Here is a 23156-nt window from a genome sequence, read left to right on the forward strand (position 1 = left end):
CACCAGCGCCAATGATAGTTGGGGGCTCTCCCCCTGCGAAAGTAGGACGCTGCTAGGTACCCGGCACTTCATCTGCGGATGAAGTGCTTTTTTGTATTTTAAAATGAAGCTGCCTTGAAAATAAAAACCGCAGGCGTGCCTTTCTTATATCAATCCACTTTGACAGAGCCAAAATAAAAAGAATTCCTTATTAATCTAACTTTTCATGCGGTACAGAAAGCTTGTTTCTCCAGAGAATTAAAATAAGCGGACCAATCGCTGGAATAAAAGTAAGCCAAGTGTGGCGGAGCTGCCAATCATAACGGAGGATGTAATAAGTAAGCCATATGACTACAAGGAAATCGATCGTCATTACACTCACTAAACCTGAATTCATAAAAGCTTCTCCATAGGCAGAAAACGAACCAGCTATCCCAACCAAGTAAACTGCAATAGAAATAATCAATAATAAAATCAGCAGTAATGGATGTGTGATACCATGATGAAGCAGGCGCGGTCCCCGGGCAGTTTCTTTATTTCTGCTGCCTCTGAATGCCATATAGGGAAGGATACTGAAAGCACCAAGACCAAAAGATAACAGGACGAAGGGCCAGGCTGGGAGCCGGTATCTATCTTTTGGAATTAATAAAAGAGCGAAAATTACCGGATAAATTCCGAGCATAGAAAATACAGCTGTGACGAGTGGATCCACGCCTTCAAATTGTCCGGTTATTAGCTGCGGAAACGTGGGGCCTCCGCCATTTTCACCGCCCGGAGCAAGAAATACGGCGTAGGAAACTAACAATACAAATACAACAGCAAATCTTTTTTTCATATTTACTTCTCCCCTCCTCACACTGGTTCTCTTATTTTTAGTTAATCAAAGCAAAGAAGGAAAAGCAAGATCAAGAGATTTTCGTTATAATTAGAGTAAGAAACGGAGGAGCGAGAATGGACCAAACGAAAGTGCCGCTATATCATGCATTGGAAAAGCTGCAAAATGCTTCTTCCTATCATGTGCCGGGACATAAAAATGGAAAAGTTTTTCCGGGAAAATTTATAAAACAATTTGAAGCAATCTTGTCGCTCGATAAAACGGAAATCAACGGACTGGATGATTTGCATGCACCGGAATCCGTAATCAAAGAGGCACAGGAATTGCTTGCTGCTCTTTATCAGGCAAAAAGAAGTTATTTTCTCGTAGGAGGTTCTACTGCTGGAAATGCAGCGATGCTGCTGGCGTCAGTTTCCAGGGGAGATATCGTTCTCGTGCAGCGAAACAGTCATCAATCCGTATTTAATGGGCTGGAGCTTGCAGGTGCAGTTCCTGTGTTTCTTGATCCTGACAGAGATGCAGCGACAGGGCTGCCGCTTGGAATACATACAGAAACACTGAAAGCTGCATTGGAGGATTTTCCCGAAGCGCGTGCTGTTTTTTTAACGAATCCTACCTATGAAGGATATGGACAGTCCTTATCTATACATAAAGCCTTGTGTACCCATTTTGGAGCACTGCTTCTTGTAGATGAAGCGCACGGAGCACATTTTTTACCTGAGAATAATCAATGGTTTCCCGAAAGTGCTTTAGCTGCAGGAGCGGATCTTGTAGTGCAATCTGCACACAAAACACTGCCTGCAATGACAATGAGCGCCTGGTTGCACGCAGGAAATAATCATATTGCAGAAAATAAACTTCGGAAAGCACTGGCAATGACACAGTCGAGCAGTCCCTCCTATCCTTTGATGGCTTCGTTAGATATCGCACGTGCTTACGCGGCAGAAAAACAGGACTGGCAAGAATCTGCTCAGCTCATTAAGTCTGAAAGGAAAAAGCTCTCTCAATATACAGCCATCCTCCCTGAAAAAATCGGAGAGTATCGTCTGGATCCTTTGAAATTAAGTCTTCTTGCAGGAAATCATCCTGAAAAACCGGAGATGTGGCAGCAAAAAATGGAAACTGAGGGTGCCTATCCGGAACTTCGTTCCCCTGTACATTTATTATTAACTTTATCTCTTGATCTGCAGGTGACCAGGGAGATGTTTGCACAGCTGCAGCGAATATTTAAAGAAGAAAAACCGGCTGCGCTCCAGCACAAGGTCATACGCGGCAGTCAGAAAGCAGTGAAAACAGCAGCTTCCTATGAACAGCTGGAGCGTATGCAGGAAAAGGAAATAACGTGGGAAAAAGCGGAAGGGAAAATATCCGCAGATACATTTATTCCTTATCCTCCGGGCATTCCACTGCTGTTAAGAGGAGAAAAAATCACGAAAGAGCATATAACTGCTTACGAACATTTGAAAAAACGCCGGGTGCGTATAAAAGGCGATAAAAGTTTCATCAGTGTTTTTACAGACATGGAAGGATGAGAATAGCATGAGCGGTACATTTATTACATTTGAAGGCGGCGAAGGAGCTGGAAAAACAACGGTGTTAAAAGAGCTTCATAAAAAATTAGCGGAAAAGGGCTATGATGTATTGGCAACAAGAGAACCCGGTGGAAGCCATATCGCAGAAAAGATCAGAGATATCATTCTTGATCCGGAGCACACGGCAATGGATGCTAGGACAGAAGCATTATTATATGCTGCATCCCGCCGGCAGCACTTAATGGAAAAAGTCGTGCCGCATCTTGCACGGGGCGGAATTATTCTTTGTGATCGTTTTGTAGACAGCAGCCTCGTGTATCAGGGCTTTGCAAGAAAAATAGGAGTGGAGGCTGTACGCGAACTGAATGAATTTGCGACAGGCGGGATGAAACCGGATGTAACACTTTATTTTGACATCGATCCGGTGCAGGGACTGCACCGGATAAAAGAAAATAAAGGAAGAGAAATCAATCGGCTGGATAAGGAGTCGCTGGAATTTCATCAGGCAGTAAGAGACATGTATCTTCAGCTGCAGGAAAGGGAACCGGAAAGAATAAAAAAAATTGACGCAGGCCGTTCACTTCCTGAAGTAACAGATGCAGCCTGGAAAGTACTCTCTCAAAAAATTCAGTCAAACTGATCAGCATAGTTTTCTGCACACGGGTAATTGTTTTTCCTGCAATAATTTTGCGGGTGAAATCTAACAAACATCGCATGTATATTAGAAATTCTTGTTATAATACAAATAACCCCTATTAATGGAGGAGATGAATATGAAGCTGATCATTGCGGTAATCCAGGACAAAGACAGCAACCGACTCTCGGATGCGCTTGTAGATCAGGAATTTCAGGCAACAAAACTAGCAAGCACTGGTGGATTTTTAAAGGCAGGCAATACGACGTTCATGATTGGTGTAAAAGATGCTGAAGTGGACAGCGTGTTAGCAATTATAAAAGAAAATTGTGAATCAAGAGAGCAGCTGGTTGCTCCTATTTCCCCAATGGGAGGAAATGCTGATTCCTACGTACCTTACCCTGTGGAAGTACAGGTTGGAGGAGCGACGGTATTTATTCTGCCGGTAGAGCAGTTCGAAAAGTTTTAATGGAGGCTGGACCATGGATCAGTGGCAGGAACTTGAAGAAACACAACCGACGATTTCGCGTGTCCTGCAGAACAGTGTAAAGCGGGACCGGCTGGCCCATGCTTATTTATTTGAAGGCGGACGCGGGACCGGAAAGCGCGCAGCGGCTCTGCTGCTTGCAAAATCTTTTCTCTGTGAAGCTACAGTAGCAGCAAATCCGTGTCTTGTCTGCCGGGAATGCCGGCGTGCAGAATCCGGGAATCATCCGGATATTCACACGATACGACCGGATGGAACGACAATTAAAGTGGACCAGATCCGGGAACTGAAAAAAGAATTCAGTATGCGCGGAGTGGAAACACAAAAGAAAATATATATTGTAGAAGAAGCAGATAAAATGTCAGCAAGTGCGGCCAACAGCCTGCTTAAATTTCTTGAGGAGCCGGATGGAGAAGCACTGGCACTGCTGTTAACTACAAACGCCTATCAGATGCTTCCCACAATATTATCTCGGGCCCAGGTAATGAGTTTTTCTCCCCTCTCACCAGATAGAATCATTAAAAAGCTTACAGCTGCGGGGTACCGGGAGAAGGATGCAGGAATCGTAGCAAAGCTTACTTCGGATTTAACAGAAGCAGAGCAGTTATTTGAAGAAGATTGGATCACACAGGCACGCGAGAAAGTGATACAATTAATTGACGATCTTATCAGACGGCCGGCGGATGCATATATTACGCTTCACGAGACAATTATACCGTTTTTCAGTGAACGCGAGGATGTACAGACGGCGCTGGATCTGATGATGCTTTGGTATCGGGATGTCCTGCGTATGCAGGTAGGCCAGTCAGATGCGATCGTTTATATAGATCAGGAAGATACGCTTGCGAAACAAGCGTTCCAGCTTTCACAAGGGAAACTCGGTAATAACCTCCAGGCAGTAATGAATGCGAAACGGCGCATTAATGCGAACGTATCTCCACAGCTGCTGATGGAACAGCTGCTGCTTCGTTTACAGGAGGGATAATTGTGCATCAAGTAATAGGAGTGCGGTTTAAAAAAACCGGGAAAATTTATTATTTTTCCCCGGGAAATTTACAGATAGAAAAGGATGACTATGTTATTGTAGAAACGGCGCGCGGCGTCGAATTCGGCAAAGCAGTCATTGGAATAAAGGAAGTGGAAGAACAGGATGTTGTTCTACCGCTCAAACAAGTGCTGCGGCTCGCCACGGAGAAAGATAAACTGACGATCACGGAGAACAAAAAAGAAGCGGAGAAAGCATTCAATATCTGTCTGCAGAAAATTACTGAGCATAACCTTGATATGAAACTGGTAGACGTTGAATATACATTTGATCGAAATAAAGTTCTGTTTTACTTCACGGCAGACGGGCGAATTGATTTCCGGACGCTCGTAAAGGATCTTGCCGCCATCTTCCGGACAAGGATTGAACTTCGGCAGATTGGGGTGCGGGATGAAGCAAAAATGCTCGGAGGAATCGGGCCGTGCGGCAGAATGTTATGCTGTTCGACTTTTCTCGGAGATTTTGAACCCGTATCGATTAAGATGGCAAAGGACCAGAATCTTTCGCTGAATCCGACAAAAATTTCCGGTTTATGCGGACGGTTAATGTGCTGTCTGAAATATGAAAACGACACCTATGAATCCGCAAAAAAAGACCTGCCGGATTTATACCAGAAGCTGACGACCAGCTACGGTAAAGGAAAAGTCGTTGGTTTAAATATGCTGGAACGGCTCGTACAGGTGGAAATTTTCGAGTCAAAGCAGGTTATAGAATATACGCTGGATGAACTCCTGGAAGAAGGAGCGATCGCCGCGCAGACCACGAAGTAATGAGGTGTGGGCATCGTGAACAAAAAAGAAATTTTTACCCGCGTCAGCCAGATGGAAGAACGGATCGGCGGACTTCATCATGAGCTTGGAGAGCTGAAAGATCAGCTGGCGGAGCTGCTGGAGGAAAATACACACCTGCAGATGGAAAACAAACATCTGCGGGACCGTATGAACCAGGAGGCGGCAGAAGAGGAAAACAAGCCGGGACAGGTAGTAGCTGCAGAAGCGAGGATTAAACCTGGATTCGGTGAGGGCTATGACAATCTGGCCCGCCTGTATCAGGAAGGGTTTCACATCTGTAATCTTCATTACGGCAGTATTCGTAAAGAAGGGGACTGTCTGTTCTGCCTTTCCTTTTTAAATCGGCCGGAATAGCATGGATATCAAAAACGTCCCGGAAAGAGGGGGCGTTTTTTTGCGGAAGGAGTGTGAAAAATGACAGTGTCTGCTGAAGAGCGCCAGGATTTTCTGCCGGGGAATGAAAGAATGATCCACCAGCGGAGTGATATATTTTCCTATTCGATGGATGCGGTGCTGCTTGCGAAATTCGCCAGAGTCAGTGGAGCAAAACGGATCATAGATCTGTGTGCAGGGACCGGAGCCGTGCCGTTAATGCTGAGTCTTCGTACGAAAGCGAAAATAGAAGCAATGGAATTACAGCCGCTTCTCTGCGGGCTGTTCGAACGATCCATCATCACAAATGAACTGAGCAGGCAGATCTCTGTTAAGGAAGGAGATCTGCGTATTTTACAGGGAATGGAACTTGGGAAATATGATCTTGTTACCTGTAACCCCCCATATTTTCCGGTAACTGCTGCAAAAGGCGTGAATGAAAATGAATGGAAAACGATTGCCCGTCATGAAGTTTCCTGTACGCTGACAGACGCCGTGGCTGCGGCTGCCGCATTGGTAAAATCAAAAGGAAAAGTTGCTTTTGTACACCGCCCGGAGCGGGCAGCAGAAATCTTTGCAATAATGAACCAATACCATCTGGCGCCGAAACGGATTAAATACGTCCATCCAAAGCTTACAAAAGCAGCAAATATCGTACTCATTGAAGCAGTAAAAGATGGAAATCCAGGGTTAACAACAGAAGCTCCCTGGGTAGTTTACGCAGAAGACGGCACTTATCAAAAAGAATTTTATAAAGAATATTTTGAAGGGGGGCGCACAAATGAATGAGCAAAGAAGCTTTATGGATAAAGAAGCGGCAGGAAAAATTACACTTGTCCCCACGCCGATAGGAAACCTGGATGATATGACCTATAGAGCAGTCAAAACACTGCAGGAAGCAGATGTTATCGCAGCAGAAGATACCCGCCATACCAAAAAGCTCTGTCATGTTTTTGAGATCGCTACTCCGCTGGTCAGCTATCACGAACATAATAAAAGATCCCGTGGGGAAGAACTGTTAGCGAGAGTGCGGTCGGGAGAACATGTGGCTGTAGTCAGCGATGCGGGAATGCCTGCTGTTTCAGACCCGGGAGCAGAGCTTGTATATGCGGCGAAGGCGGAAGGACTGCCGGTCATTGCACTGCCTGGAGCTAATGCAGCACTTACGTCTCTGATTGCTTCTGGTCTCCCCACCGACTCCTTTACTTTTATAGGATTTGTCGATCGAAAGAAGAAGAAGCGGAAGCAGGTGTTAACTTCATGGCAGGCGGTTCCTTCCACATTACTTTTTTATGAGTCGCCTCACCGGCTGAAAGAAATGCTCGAAGCTTCACTGGAAGTGCTGGGAGATCGCAGAGCTGCGATAGGACGGGAACTGACAAAGCAGTATGAAACGATTATTACCGGCACACTTGCCGAACTGGTGAACTGGGCGGAAGACCTGGAAATTAAGGGCGAGTGTGTGCTCCTGATAGAAGGTGCGTCAGAGGAAGAACAGGAAGCAGCAGAGGGCACTGCATGGTGGGAGCCGCTGAGTGTAGTCGAACATGTGGAAAAGTATATAGAAGCAGGAGAGAAATCAAAACAGGCGATTAAGTTAACTGCAATAGACCGGGACCTTCCAAAACGGGATGTATATCAGGCCTATCATATAGAAAAATAGATAAAAACTGCAGAAGATAGAAAAAGAGGACAGCCGAATCGGCTGCCCTCTCTTTCTGCCCAATAATTTAAATCTCTTAGTTTTCCTGCTTGGAGATATACTCTTCCAAGTCTTTGATGATTTCTTTTGCGCCCATCGGACTCAAAATGATTTTTCCTTTTGCTAAAGACAAGTTATCATCAGATACTTCCCCAGTTACCTGACAAGTCATGTTCGGCTTGTACTTTTTAAGCACAATACGGTCATCGTCTACATAAATTTCCAGAGCATCTTTCTCTGCAATATCCAGTGTACGACGAAGTTCGATTGGAATAACTACGCGCCCCAATTCATCAACTTTTCTTACGATTCCTGTAGATTTCATGTTAAAAATCCCCTCTCTTCTAACTAAATTGTCCTACCCTCAGAATATCGAAACGCCATGATTCGACAAATTTCTGTTAAGAGTATAATACCAATACTTCCAAATGAAGTCAATTAAAAACTAACAAAAACTATTAATTATTTCCTTTTTCTCTCAATCCTGTTAATTACTCAAGGTGATTAAGATGAAAAAAGAGGACTGTGTCGTAATTTTATTTATCTGGCTTCGACTTTTTGCGCAGTGCCGACGGGACATCAATGAAGCTGTCACTAATATTGGAGTGGAAAAAAGCTTAAGGGTACCTTGATTTACTTGTTTCGACAAAATACTAAAGACATCCACCATACAATAATACAATGTTTCAGCGAAGCGGTAAGCAATCACCTTTGTCGAAAAATGACTTTATCAATCATGCTTCTGTTTCCTGCTGTTACAAGATTTACTGTAGTGCGAACTCCACTTACTAGTGATGCTCTTATAATAAACAATATTGTCACAAAAATACAATAACTTGCTCATTCATGAAGATATTTCTATTACTTTCCATATACAGAGGATAAAGTACAAATAGATCATGGCTGTTGATAATCCATTTATTTGAAAAAACGCCGTTAGTTTCCGGTAATGGAGTGTCTGCTGTTTCTATTTCTTCATTTGCCGGGGAGAAAAATTTCAGCTTCCCTGGAAGAGCACTGAAGATATTTATGAAGCCGTGCAGAATTAGAATTACCGGGAAGCCAGCAAAAGAAGGGTCGGTACTTATCAACCCGCACGCTGGTTGACATTCGCAGGAGCATTCGGTATATTTTCAAGGAGAGAAACTATCATAATAGAAGCTTCAATGATGGGATGAGTAGAAAGAAGCGCATGACGCAGAGAGCCGGGGGAGCTGAAAACCGGACATGCCGCACTTTTGAATATGGTCCCGGGAGAGGCTGCTTTTCCGAGCAGATAACGTAAGGAGAGCACGCTGCTGTGCGTTAAACAGAGAGACCGGAAATTTCCGGTCGTGCCGAGGTTAACGATTGTTAACGAAACCGGGTGGTACCGCGTGAGCTATGCTCTCGTCCCTGTATGAGGACGGGGGCTTTTTTTCGTCTGCAGTTTACATGTATTTATTATTAAAGGAGGCTTTATACAAGATGACAACGGAGAATAAAACATTTTATATTACTACACCTATTTATTACCCGAGTGCGAAACTTCACATCGGGCATGCTTATACGACGGTGGCAGGGGATGCCATGGCCCGCTATAAGCGTCTGCGCGGATACGATGTCCGTTATTTAACCGGAACCGATGAGCATGGTCAGAAAATTGAAGCGAAAGCAAAAGAAAACGGGGTGTCACCACAGGCATTTGTAGATGACATTGTAAAAGACATCCAGCAGCTGTGGGATAAACTTGATATTTCCTATGATGATTTTATTCGTACGACAGAAGAAAGACACAAGAAGGTGGTTGCGAAAATATTCGACAAACTTCTGGAACAGGGAGATATCTATCTGGATGAATATGAAGGCTGGTATTCAATTTCTGATGAAACATTTTACACCGAGCTTCAGCTGGAAGAAAAAGAGTATGATGAAGCAGGAAACATTATCGGAGGGAAAAGCCCCGACAGCGGTCACCCGGTAGAAAAAGTAAGGGAAGAATCCTACTTCTTCAAAATGAGTAAGTATGCTGACAGACTGCTGAAGTATTATGAAGAAAATCCGGAATTTATCCAGCCGGAATCACGAAAAAATGAAATGATCAATAACTTTATTAAACCTGGATTAGAGGATCTTGCTGTTTCCCGTACTTCTTTTGACTGGGGAGTAAAAGTGGAAAGCAATCCAGAGCACGTGGTATATGTATGGATCGATGCTTTATCCAATTATATTACTGCGCTTGGCTATGGTTCGGAAGATGACAGCTTGTATCAGTCCCACTGGCCGGCAGACGTACATCTCGTAGGAAAAGAAATCGTTCGTTTTCACACAATCTACTGGCCGATCATGCTGATGGCACTTGATCAGCCGCTGCCGAAAAAAGTATTTGGACACGGCTGGCTCTTGATGAAGGACGGAAAAATGTCGAAGTCTAAAGGGAATGTTGTCGATCCTGTGCCATTGATCGACCGATACGGCCTGGATGCAGTGCGCTACTATCTTCTTCGCGAAGTACCATTTGGTTCAGACGGTGTATTTACGCCGGAGGGATTTGTAGACCGTATTAATTATGATCTGGCGAACGATCTTGGGAATCTTGTAAACCGTACCATCGCAATGATCAATAAATATTTTAATGGGGAACTGCCTGCATACCTAAAGGATGCCTCTCCGTATGATGCTTCTCTGCTGGAATTAATTGATTCTACGGTCGATAAAGTAGAAACATCCATGGAAGAAATGCAGTTTTCCGTTTCCCTCACGGCGATCGGTCAATTAATCAGCCGTACAAACAAATATATTGATGAAACACAGCCGTGGATTCTTGCAAAGGATGAAACTGCGAAAGAACAGCTTGGTTCTGTTTTACATCATCTGGTGGAATCTATCCGCCAGGCTTCTATTATGCTCCGCCCATTCCTGACAAAGACACCGGGGAAAATTTATGCGCAGCTGCAGATACCCGAAGAACTGACTGGATGGGAAACGTTAAAGCAGCCTGGCCAGCTGAAGGCAGGCACAAAAATTATTGAAAAGGGAGAGCCAATCTTCCCGCGCCTGGACTTTGAAGAAGAGGTAAAAGCAATTGTAGACATGATGGGCGGCACAGTAAAAGCAGCAGAAACTGAAGAAGCTGAGGAAACAGCAGTAGAAGCACCAGAAGCAGAGGAAATCACGATTGATGACTTTACAAAGGTGGATCTGCGCGTAGCAGAAGTAATTAAAGCGGAAAAAGTAAAGAAAGCAGATAAACTTCTTAAGATTCAGCTTGATCTGGGCTATGAAGAACGACAGGTTGTTTCCGGCATTGCAAAGCATTATGCCCCGGAAGATCTGGTAGGAAGAAAAGTTATCTGTGTGACGAACCTGAAACCGGTAAAGCTCCGTGGAGAACTTTCCCAGGGAATGATTCTGGCAGGATCTCACGATGGGAAATTATCACTTGCAACTGTGGCAGAAGCGCTGCCAAAAGGTGCACAGGTAAAATAAATCAAGAAAGGGACGGGACCAAAAATGGTTTCGTTCCTTTTTCCAAGGGAGAGAACGGAATGTTAATAGATACGCATGTACATTTAAATGCAGACCAGTTTGCAGAAGACAGTGCTGAAGTCATTGAACGGGCACGTGCTGCAGGCGTAGAAAAAATGGTGGTTGTAGGATTCGACACAAAAACGATTAAGCTCGCGATGGAACTTGTGGAAGAGTACGAATTTTTATATGCAGCAGTCGGGTGGCATCCAGTGGACGCGGTTGATTTTGATGAAGAAAAACTGGCCTGGCTGGAAGAACTGGCAGCCCACCCGAAGGTAGTTGCCATCGGAGAAACCGGGCTGGATTATCACTGGGAAAAATCTCCGCATGAGGTGCAGAAAGAAGCCTTCCGCAAGCAGATTGCGCTGGCGAAAAAAGTGAATCTGCCGGTAATTATTCATGACCGGGAAGCGCATGAGGACATTGTTCAGGTGCTGGAGGAAGAAAACGCTGCGGAAATCGGAGGAATTATGCACTGTTTCCAGGGAGATGAGAAAATAGCACAAAAATGCCTGGACATGAATTTTTATATTTCCTTCGGTGGACCGGTGACTTTTAAAAACGCGAAGCTGCCAAAAGAAGTAGCGAAAATAATTCCAGCCGACCGCCTGCTTGTTGAAACGGATGCACCTTATCTTGCACCGCATCCGTACCGCGGAAAGCGGAATGAGCCTGCGTACGTAAAGCTTGTGGCAGAGCAGCTGGCAGAGCTTCGCGGCATCACGTATGAAGAACTTGCTGACACCACTACCGCAAACGCAGTACGTTTATTCCAACTGTAAAATACTGCAGTAAATGGCGCTTCGTGTTTTTAATTATTTTATACGGGTATGTTACACAATACTTCTTTCTTTTTCACAATTAAAGAGAAGAAGCAAAGAGAAACCGATGGTAAATTTGGTTTCAAAGGAGTGTATACAGCATGTTCAGGAGAATGAAAGAAGCTTTTGCACAAAGGCAGAAGTCATTTCTAGTCTCCAGCGCAGGAATGGTACTCGTAGTTGGTTTGCTGGGAGTGGTCGTTTATGACACTGCAGGAAATGAAGACAGTACAGACGATGAACCGGTGCTTCTCGTAAGTTTAGAGGATACAGGAATAACAAGCGGGGAAAACAATGCCTTAAATGGGGAAAATGCCCCGGAAGCGGCACCGGTAAATACAGAAACGGCAGATAATACTGCTGAAGAAACAAACACGGAAGAAAGTCCGGAAGCAGGAGAATGGGAATCATTTACTGCTACCGCTTATACCGCAAGCTGTGAAGGTTGTTCCGGTGTCACCCGCACGGGAATTGATCTGGAAGAAAATCCTGATGCAAACGTAGTGGCAGTAGATCCGGATGTTATTCCGCTCGGTTCGACGGTGGAAGTCCGGGGTCACGGAGAATTTTTAGCAGCAGATACCGGCGGTGCAATTAATGGACAAAAAATCGATATTTTTATGCCGGAACGGGAAAATGCACTTTCTTTCGGCAGACAGGAAGTGGAAGTCAGAGTGATCGATTAAAGCAATAGAATTCTTTTGCACGCCCATTTGTAATCTAATCGTAATATTTTACGAAGATTACAGGTGCGGCGTGCATTTTTCTATGTTCACGAAAAGAAAGAAGCTTACTTTTTCAGAAATGAAAAGGGTATCTCGTTGACAACCCACAGAGCCGGGCGTATAATTTCGGTCTTGAAGGAGTGAGGTCCAATGAAAACAAGGATAAGAGAGGTTTTTGCACGTTTTCTGCAGAAGTCCGTCCTTACGACGAACATAGGAACAGCTATTATTTTGATGATGTTAGGAATTGTTGTGTACGATGTAACAAAAGCAGAAGTCATCATTTCGCACGAAGGAGAAATGATCAGTTTAGAAACGCATGCATCCACAGTAGAGGCAGTAATGGAAGAGCAGGATATTGAAGTTGCTTCCCATGATTACATAGCGCCTGCTCTGGACACACCAGTGGAAGATGAGATTTTAATAGAATATAAATCTGCACAGCAAGTGACAGTCTCTTTGGAAGGCGAAGAAGAGGAAATGTGGACTACAGTGGACACTGTAGATGAATTGATGGAGGAAATCTCTGTCGATGTTTCCCAGCACGATGCGGTGGAGCCTTCTTTGCATGCAGAAATTAAGGACGGCATAGAAATTTTTTATGAAAAAGCATTTCCAGTGACACTGGAAGCAGAAGGACAGGAAGAAGAGATCTGGACGGTTCCTGCTACAGTGGAAGAGATACTGGAAGAAGAAAATATAGAATTAAATGAGCTGGACAAGGTTATTCCTTCGGAAGATGAAGTAGTAACAGAAAGTACGGAAATTGAACTTGTCCGCGTGGAAAAAGAAGAGGAGATCGAAGAAGAAACGGTAAATTTTAAGATTGTGACAAAAGAAGATGATTCTTTAGCGATCGGCAGAGAAGCAGTAGTGCAGCCCGGCACGGCGGGAAAAATCAAAAAGCATTATGAAGTAACCCTGGAAAATGGAGAAGAGGTTTCCAGAGAGCTTGTTTCTGAAGAAATCGTGCAAAAGAGCAAAGATCAAATCGTCGCTGTAGGAACAAAAGAGCCAGTGCAGGTGGCAGCGGCAAGTACGGAAAAGAAACCAGCCTCTGAAGATTCGGAAGCTGCGGTTTCCAAAGAGAAAAACAATACAGCTTCAATAACAGCAGACGCAGAAGAAGCTGCGCCGCCGAAAGAAGCACAGAAGAAGAATACCACTGCAGAAACACAAAGCAGTGAAAACGAAGCAGAGAATAACGAACAAACGGAGAAAGAAGAAGAGTGGAAAACTTTTGCTGCTACGGCTTATACGGCAGACTGCAGTGGCTGTTCCGGGATAACGCAGACAGGAATGAACCTGAAAGCGAATCCGGACGCCCGCGTAGTGGCAGTTGATCCAGGCGTAATTCCGCTGGGGTCCCGAGTGGAAGTAAAAGGGCGGGGAGAATTTATCGCAGCAGATACCGGCGGAGCGGTAAACGGAAATAAAATTGATATATTTATGCCGAGCAGGGACAAAGCTTTGTCCTTCGGCAGCCGCTCTGTAGAAGTGCGAGTGATTGACTAATATAAGGATAAAGGGCAGCTGAGAGAAGAATTCCTCTTCCCGGCTGCCCCTTTTTTTGTGTATGATGAGGGAAGGAAACTATTCGGGAAGGGGAACAGATTCTATTGCCGCAGATGAAAGAAATTATCGTAGTGGAAGGAAAAAATGATACGCATACACTGAAGCGATATGTTGCATGTGACACGATAGAAACAAGCGGTTCGGGAATTACAAAAGCGACGATAGAAAAAATTCGGCTTGCCAGCGAACGGCGCGGGGTGATAATTTTTACGGATCCTGATTTTCCAGGTCAAAAAATCCGCCACATTATTGAGCAGGCAGTACCAGGGTGTAAACATGCCTTTCTGCCAAAGCACGCGGCGATTGACAAAGAAAAAGGAAAAGTAGGTATTGAGCATGCAGCGAAAGAGGATATTCTCGAAGCGCTGGACTCCGTGAAAACAACTCTCCCGGAAGAAGAACGCGAAGAAACGCCTTCCTGGGGAGAACTGCATGAAGCAGGACTGCTGGCAGGCCCAGGGGCACGGGAAAAAAGACAAAAGCTCGGAGATGAGCTTCATATCGGCTATACGAACGGAAAACAGCTGGTGAAGCGGCTGCAGCAGTTTCAGATCAGCCGGGCAGAATTTTATCATGCAGTGCAAAAGTTGGAGGAAAAAGAATGAATAAAGATATAGCAACGCCGAAACGGACAAAAGAAATTCTGGAAAAACACGGGTTCAAGTTTAAAAAAAGCCTCGGGCAGAATTTTTTAATTGACCCAAATATATTAGCGAATATTGTACAGGCAGCCGGCGTGACGGAAAGTACGGGAGTAATTGAAGTAGGTCCCGGCATTGGAGCGTTAACAGAACACTCCGCACGGCAGGCAAAAAATGTGCTGGCGTTTGAAATTGATCAGCGGCTGCTGCCGATTTTAAAAGAAACGATGGGGCCGTATCCTCATGTAAAGGTGGTTAATGAAGATGTATTGAAAGCTGATCTTCATGCCCAGATTCAAGAAAATTTCGAAGCGGAACAGGATCTCGCAGTTATAGCTAACCTCCCTTATTACGTGACAACCCCGATTTTAATGAAACTACTCGAAGAAAAACTGCCGGTCCGCGTTATGGTCGTGATGATGCAGTTGGAAGTGGCAGAACGTATCGCAGCAAAACCAGGCTCTAAAGCGTATGGTTCTCTTTCTATTGCCGCGCAGTATTATGCGGAAGCAGAAACAGTTTTTACTGTTCCAAGAACCGTTTTTATGCCGCCGCCGAATGTAGATTCCGCAATTCTCCGTCTCACACGCCGGGAAAAGCCGCCGGTAGAAGTAGTGGACGAAACCTTTTTCTTTGAGCTTGTACGTGCCTCATTTGTGCAGCGGCGGAAAACGTTGTTAAATAATCTGTCAAAGTTTTTTGAAGAAAAACTTTCAAAACAGGAAGTTACAGAGCGTTTACAGGAGATTGGAATCGATGGAAAACGCCGTGCAGAGACGCTGACAATAAAAGAATTTGCTGCACTGACAAGCGCTTTTTACCGCTATACGGGCGATCCCCGTTAAAATCTCTTAAATTTGCGAATTAATTTGTTGACACGCTTTATCGACGTTGCTATAATTTAAATTTTATTTGACTTATTTCGCCTGCTGAAGTATAATAGGTTTTAAGTGAGGTGTCGTCGATGGCGAAGACGTTAGCGGAAATCAAGCAGGCATTAGAAGCAAATGTTGGCAAGAAAGTAACGATTCAGGCAAATGGCGGTCGAAAGAAAATGATTGAGCGGTCCGGACTTCTTGAAGGAATCTACCCTTCAGTATTCACGGTAAAGCTCGACAAAGACGAATATTCGATTGAGCGGTTGTCTTACAGCTACACGGACGTTTTAACTGAGACAGTTAAACTCTCTGTCCCAGGCGAGCCGTTAGAAGAAGCACAGCCTTAAAATGATTCGGAAGAAAAGCTTGTCCAGAAGAGTAACTCTGGGCAAGCTTTTCTTTTTTTTATTGCCTGGGAAATTATAAGTTACTATTTTTGTGGGTAATTTGCTAATTGATAAAAGAGAAGAGGGCAGGGGAGGCACTTATTTGCTAATAACAGATTCGAAGCTGCTAATGACAGATACATATGGGAAACTGCGTTGTTAAAATCAGATCCCACCCTTTTAGTAACAGATACGCATACTAATAACAGAATACCCGCTGCTAAAAGCAGATAATTCGTCATCGTGTACAGATAACTGCTGCTAATGACAGAATAAGAGGACCTTATCCATGCATAAATGGCATACTGAATTTTTTCATGATGAGTCTATCGAATGAAAATGCAAATATAGAACTTTTGTGGTTTGAAGCTGGAATATATGCGGGACTGTAGAAACAAAAGACATTCACTAACACCTATGCTTACATATGAATTGCCGTGAACAAGCTTCCCAGCTCGTACTTCCAGAGGCTGTGTGCTTTTTTACCGCCGAAAACCTATGCGCAGCCGACCAAATGATCTAAAAGGCATCTTCACGCCCTTTATGCAGATGACTGCTGATCGGGCGGAACCCTGCTTATGCCAAGGGTCAGCGGAAGGAATTCCCCGCGGCAAGCGAAGAAAAAGGAGCCGCAGGCGTACCTTCCTCCTAATAACACCAGGCTTTAAAAGAGCTTTTCTTAAAAACACCCTGTTAATTGGATATTCTTTTTCCTAGAAACTAATGATAGAATAGCGGAAGCGATGAATTAGTAAAGAAGGTGACGAGGTTGAAAAGTTTGACTGTGAAAGCGCCGGCGAAGATTAACTTAACGCTGGATGTATTAAATAAAAGAAATGATGGCTATCATGAAGTAGAGATGATAATGACTACCGTAGACCTCGCAGACCGTGTTCATTTAACCAAGCTGGAAACACGTGCGATCCGTGTGGAAACTAATCATGGAATGCTTCCTACAGATGCCTCTAATCTGGCCTGGCAGGCGGCGAAGATTCTACAGTCCCGTTATGCACCGGAAGCGGGAGTTTCTATATTTATTGATAAGGTCATTCCGATGTCTGCAGGACTGGCAGGAGGAAGCACAGATGCAGCTGCCGTACTTCGGGGGCTGAATAAAATGTGGGAACTGGATCTGTCGATTGAAACACTTGCTGATATTGGAGCTGAAATCGGCTCGGACGTGCCGTTCTGTGTTTACGGCGGGACAGCTGTAGCGAGGGGGCGCGGAGAAAAATTAACCTTTCTGCCTGCACCACCCCCATGCTGGGTAGTGCTTGCAAAGCCGCGGGCAGGAGTTTCTACAAAGGATATTTATGCAAGGCTGCAGCTGGAGACGATGAAGCATCCTGACACTGCGGGAATGATCCAGGCAATTGAAGCAAAAGATTTTGACGGCATCTGTGCACGGCTGGAAAATGTGATGGAAAAAGCTACATTTGCATTGGCACCGGAAGTAAAAGTTATTAAAAATCGCTTAGAGCAGTACGGCTCTGAAGGAACGGTCATGAGCGGAAGCGGTCCCACTGTATTTGCTCTTTCAAAGAACCAGTCTAAAGCAGAGCGGCTTTATAACGGATTGAAAGGATTTATGGAAGAGGTACATGTAGTAAGGTTAATAGGAACGAAGCATTTTACCTAGTCCTTTCAGTTTCGCCGCTTCTTCATACTTGGCTTATGCAGGAGCTTTCGAACTTCTTTTACAGGATTGTCTGTACCAGCTGTCACTGCCTGCTTATTATTAAACTTTATCAAAAAAAGAAATCTTGTGAAATCCGTACAAAAATGATATATTACATGTTGAATATTCGGGTTTTACAGGAGGTGCCAGAATGAAGTATCGTCGGAGCGGTCGATTAGTAGATATGACGGAATATTTACTGCGACATCCCCATCAGTCAGTTTCGCTGACATTTTTTTCGGAAAAGTATAATTCAGCAAAATCTTCCATAAGTGAAGATATCGGCATCATAAAAGAAGTATTTGAGCAAAAAGGAATTGGCAGACTTGCCACCTCTGCCGGAGTCAGCGGGGGAGTCATCTTCGTTCCAACGATTGACGATAAAGAAGCATTGGATACAGTACACAGTATCTGTGAACAACTAAAGGATCCTTCCCGTCTGCTTCCGGGAGGCTATCTGTATATGATGGATATTATCGGCGATCCGGAACGGATGCAGCTGATGGGCAGAATTTTTGCTTCCTACTTTAAAGATGCACAGGTAGATGTAGTGATGACAATGGCAACGAAAGGAATACCGCTTGCCTATGCGGTTGCTTCCCATCTGAATGTACCGGTCAGTATTGTTCGTCATGAACAGAGAGTGACAGAGGGCTCCATTGTAAGTATTAATTACGTGTCCGGATCCTCCCAGCGCATTCAGACGATGTCCCTTTCCAAACGAAGTCTGCAGTCGGGCGCGAGAGTCCTGATTATTGATGACTTTATGAAAGCAGGCGGTACGATCCGCGGAATGATGGATCTGTCAGAAGAATTTCAGGCGACCGTAGTAGGAGCTGGAGTTTTGATGGAAGCAATGCATGATAAAGAAAAACTTGTAGATAATTATGTTTCACTGACAAAGCTGTTCGGCGTTGATGCAAAAGATAAAAAGATCCATGTAGAAAAAGGAAATATGTTCCCGTAAAGCAAAAATTGACTATCCACCCGGGAAATACGAAAACTGCTTGCTAATTAGGAGCAGTTTTTCAGGTTGTTGAAAAAGTACTTTTTTTGTATAAGTATACGATTTTATGCTTTTGTCTCCGAAGTGTCGCTTTCCGGAGGGAACTCTCTCAGCTAACCTGCCATCTTAAAAGAGGAGCATGGCTTCACACAGCCAAATCACTGGAAAGCAAAGAGCTCTTTCCAGTGATTTCAAGATCATTGGCTGGTTTCGCGCATGCTTACTATATCTTCCCAGTAAGAACGCCTGGGAAGATATAAGAATCGTTCAAATCCTCCAGGAGTCGACTCTTCTGCGACTGCAGCATAATTAAGGGAGGCAATGGTTTTTATACGAAACCGCAGAGATACGAACACTTTTTCTTCGGAAATAACTTTTCTCCATAGCGCCCGGCGGGGACGCCTGTGGGATTCAAGCGCAGTCTGAAGATCCTTTCTTCTGCCCCGTGGGCTGAAGAAATAGCTGAAGACCAGCCCCACGGCAAGTTTCCGCCGGAAAGCGGAGGAGAACCTAGACACAGCAAATCATAAATATACATAATTTCATACTTTATAAACACTCTGGAAAACTGCTTGCTAATTAGGAGCAGTTTTTTGCTTGTTTTAAAACAAGCTGCTGAGGAAGTATTTTCTGTATCGGTGTACCTTTTTTCTCCAGCCGCTCCCCTGCGGCTGCGCTGTGAATAAATGAGGCCGCAGTAATGATGCGAAAAAATAAGGAGATAAACAGCTTCTTCTATAAATACACTTCATCGGCGCAGCGTCCGGCGGTAAACAGGCTGTTTTTAATTTTTTTAAAATAAAAAAAGGAATTTGGTAATTGTTTGTAGAAAAGAGTGAGTGGACAAATATAATTTCAGAAAAAAGGTGGTGGGAGACATGGAAGTGACTGACGTAAGACTCCGTCGTGTAAGTACTGAAGGGAGAATGCTTGCTATAGCATCAATCACACTTGACGAAGAGTTTGTAGTACATGATATCCGTGTCATTGATGGGAATAACGGGTTGTTTGTAGCAATGCCGAGTAAACGTACTCCGGACGGGGAGTTCCGCGATATTGCTCACCCAATTTCCTCGAAAGCGCGCGAAAAAATACAAAGCGCGGTATTGGATGCTTATGAAAAAGCAGAAGAAAGCTCTGATGAATATGAAGAGGCTGGGACTCCATAATCGGCTGCCGCTTCGTCCACTGCTGAAAGTCCGGCGAATAATCTGTCGGGCTTTTTTGACGTGAAAAGAATTGGTTTCCTGCCGGATTTCCTTGAAATCAAGTGTAATATAAGATATATTCATAAGGGAAAATCAGGAGGCGGAGGGTAAATAATATGACGAATCGATTTGCGGTAGTTCTAGCTGCCGGTAAAGGTACGAGAATGAAATCAAAACTTTATAAAGTGCTGCATCCTGTATGCGGCAAACCGATGGTCCAGCATATTGTAGATCAGCTTCAATCCTGCAGTGTAAATGAGATCGTTACCATCGTCGGACATGGTGCAGAAACTGTACAGGAGCAGTTAGGCAGCGCGACCAGCTACGCGCTGCAGGCGGAACAGCTCGGTACAGGACACGCTGTCATGCAGGCGGAGGAAAAGCTGTCTGGAAAGCCTGGCACAACCCTGGTAGTGTGTGGAGATACACCACTATTAACCGCTGAGACAATGGAGCAGCTTTTACAGTTTCACGAGGAAAAAGGAGCAAAGGCTTCCGTACTTACCGCGCATGCAGAAAATCCTGCAGGCTATGGACGGGTGCTCCGCGACGAGCAGGGCAAGGTAATGAAGATCGTAGAGCAGAAAGATGCGACAGAGGAAGAGCAGAAAGTACAGGAAATTAATACAGGTACATACTGCTTTGATAATGAAGCTCTTTTCGAAACGCTGAAAAAAGTAGGCAACGATAATTCGCAGGGAGAATACTACCTGCCGGATGTGATTGAAATTCTGCAGGAAGAAGGCGAAGCAGTATTTGCCTATCAAAGCGAACATTTCCATGAGACAATGGGAGTAAATGACCGTGTCGCGCTGAGCGAAGCAGAAAAGTGGATGAAAAAGCGCACAAACGAACATTGGATGCGTGAAGGAGTAACGATTGTTGATCCGCTTAATACGTATATAGGTACAGATGTGGAAATTGGACGGGATACAGTAATCCAGCCCGGCACAGTGCTGGAGGGAAACACAATTATCGGTGAACAGTGCGAGATTGGCCCTCATACAGAGATTAAAAACAGCAGAGTTGCCAATGAAACTACCATCAAGCAGTCGGTAGTGCATGCAAGTGACGTAGGCAGCAACGTATCGATTGGACCGTTTTCTCATCTCCGTCCGGAAACTTCCTTAGCGGATGAAGTTCGTGTAGGAAACTTTGTGGAACTGAAGAAAATTTCCATGGGCAAAGGGAGCAAAGCTTCTCACCTGAGTTATCTGGGAGATGCAGAAATCGGCGCAGGAGTAAACATGGGCTGCGGTTCTATTACCGTGAACTATGACGGGCAGAAGAAATATTTAACGAAGATAGAGGACGGTGCTTTTGTAGGCTGTAATTCCAACCTGATTGCTCCAGTTACTGTTGGTGCAGGATCGTATGTTGCAGCAGGTTCTACGATAACGGAAGATGTGCCTGGAGAGTCGCTTGCGATTGCAAGGCAGCGCCAGACAAATAAAGAAGGATACAAGAAAAAGTAAACTTGATTTTTTACCATAATGGAGGGCATTGGAATGGCGCAGTATGGAGATAATAAATTAAAGGTGTTTACATTAAGTTCTAACCCTGATCTGGCACATGAAATCACGAAAGAAATCGGTGTGCCGATGGGGAAAAGTTCGGTACAGCGGTTTAGTGATGGAGAAATTCAAATTAATATTGAAGAAAGTATCCGTGGATGTGACATATATGTGATTCAATCCACCTCCTCTCCAGCAAACGAACACATTATGGAGCTCCTCATTATGATCGATGCATTAAAGCGTGCTTCTGCAAGAACGATTAATATTGTTCTTCCTTACTATGGCTATGCGCGCCAGGATCGAAAAGCACGTTCCCGTGAGCCAATTACAGCGAAGCTTGTAGCGAATCTGCTGGAAACTGCCGGAGCTACCAGAGTAATTACACTGGATCTTCATGCAACACAGATTCAGGGGTTTTTCGATATTCCGGTGGATCAGCTGCTAGGAGTACCTATTCTCGGAAAATATTTCGAAGAAAAGAATTTCGAGGATGTTGTCGTCGTTTCTCCTGACCATGGGGGAGTTGTGCGTGCAAGAAAGCTTGCAGACCGGCTGAAGGCACCAATTGCTATTATAGATAAGCGCCGTCCAAAGCCGAATACCTCGGAAGTAATGAATATCGTAGGGAATATTGATGGAAAAACTGCGATTATTATTGATGATATTATTGATACAGCCGGTACGATGACACTTGCAGCGAATGCAATGATTGAAAATGGAGCGACTGCTGTCTATGCTTGCAGCACGCACCCGGTGCTCTCCGGTCCTGCAATCGACCGAATTCAAAATTCCGAGATAAAAGAACTTGTGATCACGAATACCATTGCCCTTCCGGAAGCAAAGAAAATATCTAAAATCAAACAATTGTCTGTAGCTCCGCTGATTGCAAAAGCGATTATTAATGTGCACGAACAACGTTCTGTAAGTACTTTATTCGACTAAGAAGCAGTTCCTTTCCTTCCTCTTATTGAGACAAAGGTTGAAAAAACAGGTTTAGATGAACTATAATGAGGGAAGGTGCAATTAGGATCTGAAAAAATTATGAGGTGATTTAAGTTATGGCTACAGTGTTGAAAGCAGCTGTTAGAGAAGATTTAAGAGGATCAAGATTAACAAAAATTCGTCAGCAAGGAAATATTCCTGCTGTTGTTTATGGTAAAAAGTTCGAAAGCAAAGCGGTCGCAGTAAACGAAATTGATTTCATCAAAACGATGAGAGTCGAAGGAAAGACCGGTGTATTCAAAATGGATATCGACGGTACACAGACGGATGTAATGATTTATGACATCCAGTTTGATACGCTGAAGAATGAAGTTATCCATGTAGACTTCTATGCGGCAGATATGAAAGTGGAAATGGATGCAGATGTGCCGGTAGCACTTGTCGGCGAATCTAAAGGCGTAAAAGAAGGCGGCGTACTGCAGCAGGCAGTATACGAACTTTCTGTACGTGCTCTTCCAAGAGAACTGCCGGACCAGATTGAAGTAAATGTTGAGGAACTTGATGTAAATGATGCACTGCTTGTAAAAGATCTGAAAGCTGGAGATAACTTTACGATTAACAACGATGAAGATGAAGTTGTTGTATCAGTAACTCCTCCGGATGAAGAGCCGGAAGAAGATCTTACTGAAGGTGACGAAGAGCCGGAACTTGTAGATGCTGATGCAGAGGATTCCGAAGAGTCTGAAGAAGAATCTAATCAGTAAGCGGATAACCGCAGCACTATTATAATGCCTTCCTTTCAACAGGGGAAGTGCGGCTTGATCGTGGATCCCCACTACGCTTTGTAGTGGGGATTTCCGCTTACAAAAAATACAAAGGAGGAACGGCCATG

General features: G+C 44.4%; 23 protein-coding genes. 21 read left to right on the forward strand and 2 right to left on the reverse strand.

All coding sequences use genetic code 11. From position 1 onward, the window contains the following. Positions 1 to 190 precede the first annotated feature (190 nt). Positions 191 to 814, reverse strand: coding sequence for a hypothetical protein (locus tag BLP92_RS17265; protein WP_090844524.1), 624 nt, complete (start codon positions 812 to 814; stop codon positions 191 to 193). A gap of 116 nt (positions 815 to 930) precedes the next feature. On the opposite strand from BLP92_RS17265, the gene BLP92_RS17270 reads away from it, so the two are divergent. The 8 genes from BLP92_RS17270 (at position 931) to rsmI (ending at position 7338) form a co-directional block, all read left to right on the forward strand. Continuing rightward, positions 931 to 2346, forward strand: coding sequence for an aminotransferase class I/II-fold pyridoxal phosphate-dependent enzyme (locus tag BLP92_RS17270; protein ID WP_090844527.1), 1416 nt, complete (start codon positions 931 to 933; stop codon positions 2344 to 2346). 7 nt (positions 2347 to 2353) lie between these two features. Next, complete coding sequence (gene tmk / locus BLP92_RS17275; protein WP_090844528.1) at positions 2354 to 2986, forward strand: dTMP kinase; 633 nt, start codon at positions 2354 to 2356, stop codon at positions 2984 to 2986. 133 nt (positions 2987 to 3119) lie between these two features. Continuing rightward, positions 3120 to 3449 carry a cyclic-di-AMP receptor gene (locus BLP92_RS17280; protein ID WP_090844531.1) on the forward strand — a complete coding sequence of 110 codons (330 nt, stop codon included), beginning with the start codon at positions 3120 to 3122 and terminating at the stop codon, positions 3447 to 3449. Between the two features lie 13 nt (positions 3450 to 3462). Then, positions 3463 to 4452, forward strand: coding sequence for a DNA polymerase III subunit delta' (gene holB, locus BLP92_RS17285; protein WP_090844534.1), 990 nt, complete (start codon positions 3463 to 3465; stop codon positions 4450 to 4452). Between the two features lie 2 nt (positions 4453 to 4454). Continuing rightward, a complete protein-coding gene (locus tag BLP92_RS17290) occupies positions 4455 to 5282 on the forward strand; it encodes a PSP1 domain-containing protein (protein WP_090844537.1) in 828 nt (275 codons plus the stop codon). Positions 5283 to 5297: 15 nt separating this feature from the next. Then, positions 5298 to 5657 carry a DNA replication initiation control protein YabA gene (yabA, locus tag BLP92_RS17295; RefSeq protein ID WP_139148974.1) on the forward strand — a complete coding sequence of 120 codons (360 nt, stop codon included), beginning with the start codon at positions 5298 to 5300 and terminating at the stop codon, positions 5655 to 5657. 60 nt (positions 5658 to 5717) lie between these two features. Continuing rightward, the gene (locus BLP92_RS17300; protein WP_090844540.1) at positions 5718 to 6464 is read left to right on the forward strand and encodes a tRNA1(Val) (adenine(37)-N6)-methyltransferase; all 747 of its coding nucleotides are present in this window, start codon (positions 5718 to 5720) and stop codon (positions 6462 to 6464) included. Next, on the forward strand, positions 6457 to 7338 hold the full coding sequence (gene rsmI / locus BLP92_RS17305) for a 16S rRNA (cytidine(1402)-2'-O)-methyltransferase (protein ID WP_090844543.1): 882 nt from the start codon (positions 6457 to 6459) through the stop codon (positions 7336 to 7338). The genes BLP92_RS17300 and rsmI overlap by 8 nt, the downstream gene beginning before the upstream one ends. A 76-nt stretch (positions 7339 to 7414) precedes the next feature. On the opposite strand, the gene BLP92_RS17310 is transcribed toward rsmI, so the two are convergent. Next, positions 7415 to 7702, reverse strand: coding sequence for an AbrB/MazE/SpoVT family DNA-binding domain-containing protein (locus BLP92_RS17310; RefSeq protein ID WP_090844546.1), 288 nt, complete (start codon positions 7700 to 7702; stop codon positions 7415 to 7417). Positions 7703 to 8844: 1142 nt separating this feature from the next. On the opposite strand from BLP92_RS17310, the gene metG reads away from it, so the two are divergent. The 13 genes from metG to BLP92_RS17385 all read left to right on the forward strand — a co-directional run bounded on the left by metG (position 8845) and on the right by BLP92_RS17385 (position 23028). Further along, entirely contained in the window at positions 8845 to 10845 is a 2001-nt protein-coding gene (metG, locus tag BLP92_RS17320; RefSeq protein WP_090844552.1) for a methionine--tRNA ligase, read from the forward strand. Positions 10846 to 10904: 59 nt separating this feature from the next. Continuing rightward, positions 10905 to 11669 carry a TatD family hydrolase gene (locus BLP92_RS17325; RefSeq protein ID WP_090844555.1) on the forward strand — a complete coding sequence of 255 codons (765 nt, stop codon included), beginning with the start codon at positions 10905 to 10907 and terminating at the stop codon, positions 11667 to 11669. 140 nt (positions 11670 to 11809) lie between these two features. Continuing rightward, positions 11810 to 12394: a 3D domain-containing protein gene (locus tag BLP92_RS18310; RefSeq protein ID WP_090844558.1), complete on the forward strand. Its 585-nt coding sequence runs from the start codon at positions 11810 to 11812 to the stop codon at positions 12392 to 12394. Between the two features lie 189 nt (positions 12395 to 12583). Beyond that, positions 12584 to 13948, forward strand: a complete 1365-nt coding sequence (locus BLP92_RS17335; protein WP_090844561.1) for a ubiquitin-like domain-containing protein — start codon at positions 12584 to 12586, stop codon at positions 13946 to 13948. A 113-nt stretch (positions 13949 to 14061) separates the two neighbouring features. Continuing rightward, positions 14062 to 14613 carry a ribonuclease M5 gene (gene rnmV, locus BLP92_RS17340; protein WP_090844622.1) on the forward strand — a complete coding sequence of 184 codons (552 nt, stop codon included), beginning with the start codon at positions 14062 to 14064 and terminating at the stop codon, positions 14611 to 14613. Then, the gene (gene rsmA / locus BLP92_RS17345; protein ID WP_090844563.1) at positions 14610 to 15494 is read left to right on the forward strand and encodes a 16S rRNA (adenine(1518)-N(6)/adenine(1519)-N(6))-dimethyltransferase RsmA; all 885 of its coding nucleotides are present in this window, start codon (positions 14610 to 14612) and stop codon (positions 15492 to 15494) included. The genes rnmV and rsmA overlap by 4 nt, the downstream gene beginning before the upstream one ends. Before the next feature lie 119 nt (positions 15495 to 15613). Next, positions 15614 to 15874 carry a Veg family protein gene (locus BLP92_RS17350; protein WP_090844566.1) on the forward strand — a complete coding sequence of 87 codons (261 nt, stop codon included), beginning with the start codon at positions 15614 to 15616 and terminating at the stop codon, positions 15872 to 15874. Positions 15875 to 16682: 808 nt separating this feature from the next. Continuing rightward, complete coding sequence (gene ispE / locus BLP92_RS17355) at positions 16683 to 17552, forward strand: 4-(cytidine 5'-diphospho)-2-C-methyl-D-erythritol kinase (RefSeq protein ID WP_090844569.1); 870 nt, start codon at positions 16683 to 16685, stop codon at positions 17550 to 17552. 190 nt (positions 17553 to 17742) lie between these two features. Beyond that, on the forward strand, positions 17743 to 18558 hold the full coding sequence (purR, locus tag BLP92_RS17360) for a pur operon repressor (protein WP_090844572.1): 816 nt from the start codon (positions 17743 to 17745) through the stop codon (positions 18556 to 18558). A gap of 917 nt (positions 18559 to 19475) precedes the next feature. Continuing rightward, positions 19476 to 19766, forward strand: coding sequence for a septation regulator SpoVG (spoVG, locus tag BLP92_RS17370; protein ID WP_090844578.1), 291 nt, complete (start codon positions 19476 to 19478; stop codon positions 19764 to 19766). A gap of 155 nt (positions 19767 to 19921) precedes the next feature. Then, on the forward strand, positions 19922 to 21280 hold the full coding sequence (gene glmU, locus BLP92_RS17375) for a bifunctional UDP-N-acetylglucosamine diphosphorylase/glucosamine-1-phosphate N-acetyltransferase GlmU (RefSeq protein WP_090844581.1): 1359 nt from the start codon (positions 19922 to 19924) through the stop codon (positions 21278 to 21280). 33 nt (positions 21281 to 21313) lie between these two features. Then, positions 21314 to 22264 carry a ribose-phosphate diphosphokinase gene (locus BLP92_RS17380; protein WP_090844584.1) on the forward strand — a complete coding sequence of 317 codons (951 nt, stop codon included), beginning with the start codon at positions 21314 to 21316 and terminating at the stop codon, positions 22262 to 22264. Between the two features lie 116 nt (positions 22265 to 22380). Next, positions 22381 to 23028, forward strand: a complete 648-nt coding sequence (locus BLP92_RS17385) for a 50S ribosomal protein L25/general stress protein Ctc (protein WP_090844587.1) — start codon at positions 22381 to 22383, stop codon at positions 23026 to 23028. Positions 23029 to 23156 lie beyond the last annotated feature (128 nt).

Origin of the sequence: Alkalicoccus daliensis (assembly GCF_900103955.1) — a bacterium.
Classification (GTDB): domain Bacteria; phylum Bacillota; class Bacilli; order Bacillales; family Salisediminibacteriaceae; genus Alkalicoccus; species Alkalicoccus daliensis.